The 1497-nt window shown below is 74.2% G+C and carries 2 protein-coding genes; both read right to left on the reverse strand.

Going from position 1 to position 1497, the window contains the following annotated elements:
* Window positions 1-857: GAF domain-containing protein (locus H5J29_RS32360; RefSeq protein WP_181784708.1), on the reverse strand; the 857-nt coding region annotated here is incomplete at its 3' end.
* A gap of 123 nt (window positions 858-980) precedes the next feature.
* A partial coding sequence (locus H5J29_RS32365; protein WP_181784709.1) for a cation:proton antiporter domain-containing protein occupies window positions 981-1497 on the reverse strand: 517 nt, incomplete at its 5' end.

Raw genomic sequence — 1497 nt, forward strand, 5'->3', positions numbered from 1 at the left:
AATCGCCGTCGCCGGATGGCCGCGGTCGCGGGCGAGGTCCGGCCGGGGCCCGCGAGCGTCTCGGGGAGAGCCGGGTCGCCCGCGGCGGTCGCGTCGATCCGCTCGGTCCGGCCGAGCTCGTCGACCAGGACGACCTCGACGTGGGTGGGCCGCAGCTCGGTGGCGACGAGATCGCCGATGCGGGCCCGGACCTCGTCGACGGTGCTCGTGTCGGTGAAGGCCTGGGAGGCGATCAGCAGGGCCTGGCTGCGGTCCAACGCGCGCTGCTGGGCGTCCTCGAGCTCGTCTCGGCGGCTCTCGTCCTGCCCGGCGTCATGGCGCAGGAGCCGCAGCCGCAGCTCCGTGGAGCAGGCGCGCGCGATGTCGCCCAAAGTCTGCAGCTCGTCCTCGGTCCACCGGCGCGGCGCGGTGTCGATCGCGCAGAGCGTGCCCAGGACCTGCCCCGCGGCGTCCGTCACGGGCACCCCGGCGTAGGCCACCATGCCGAGGACCGGGATCGCCGCGCTGTCGCGCAGCAGGGGCTCGGTGCGCGCGTCGGTGACCGCGAGCGGCGAGCCGGACTCCACGACGTGCCCGCAGAACGAGTGGCTCAACGGCGACGAGCGGGCCGTCGCCCACGGCTCGGCCAGCCCGGACCGACCCGGCCAGACCTGCCGGTCGGCCTGGACCAGCGACACCAACGAGACCGGCACCCCGAGCGCCCTGCGGACCCACGCGGCCAGGTGGTCCAGCTCCGGGTCCGGCGCGGGCCCGAGCCCGGTGCGTTCGACCGCACGCAGGCGTGCCGGATCGGCCAGGTGGCCACCGCCTGTGCACCGGGCCGAGCTCGCGGCTCCGCCGGGCCCTCCGTCGCTCATGCCGCTCCCGGGCGTAGGGATCGTCGGTCGCCCATTGTGCCCAGACATCCCGCGAAGCGCGCGTCGTCGGTGCCGAGTGATCACTGTTCCTGACCCGTTCGAGCCGTATACGGCCTCGATGGGTCACGGACGGTGATCACGGTCGGAAGGGAGGGGGCTCACGGGCCCGGTTCGGTACCGCCGCATCACGAGCCCTGAGGACAGGCCGTGCACGACGACGCTGAGCACGATCGTCACCACGGTCACCGCGAGGGCCAGGTCGTTCTCCGGGTCGGGCAGCCCCACGAACGCGAGCATCCCGAACACGAGCGTGGCGATGCCGCGCGGACCGATCCAGCCGACGACGAGCCGGTCCCGGTGGGCGATGTCGGTGCCGACGAGCGACGCGGCCACGGGCAGCACCCGCGCGACGGTGAGGGCGACGAGGGCGAAGAGCACGATCTGCCAGGTGATCGAGCCGCCCGCGAGGGTCTGGTTGACGATCGCCCCGAAGATGAACCAGAGGGCGAGCGACAGCAGCTCGCCGACGTCCTCGACGAGGTGCAGGGTCCCGGGCGGGAGCTGCCGGGCGGCCGGTTCGAAGAACACCCCGGCCACGAACGCCGCGACGAACCCGTTGCCCCCCGCCGCGACCGCGCCC

Origin of the sequence: Pseudonocardia pini (genome assembly GCF_013870575.1) — a bacterium.
In the GTDB taxonomy this organism is placed as follows: Bacteria; Actinomycetota; Actinomycetes; order Mycobacteriales; family Pseudonocardiaceae; genus Pseudonocardia; species Pseudonocardia pini.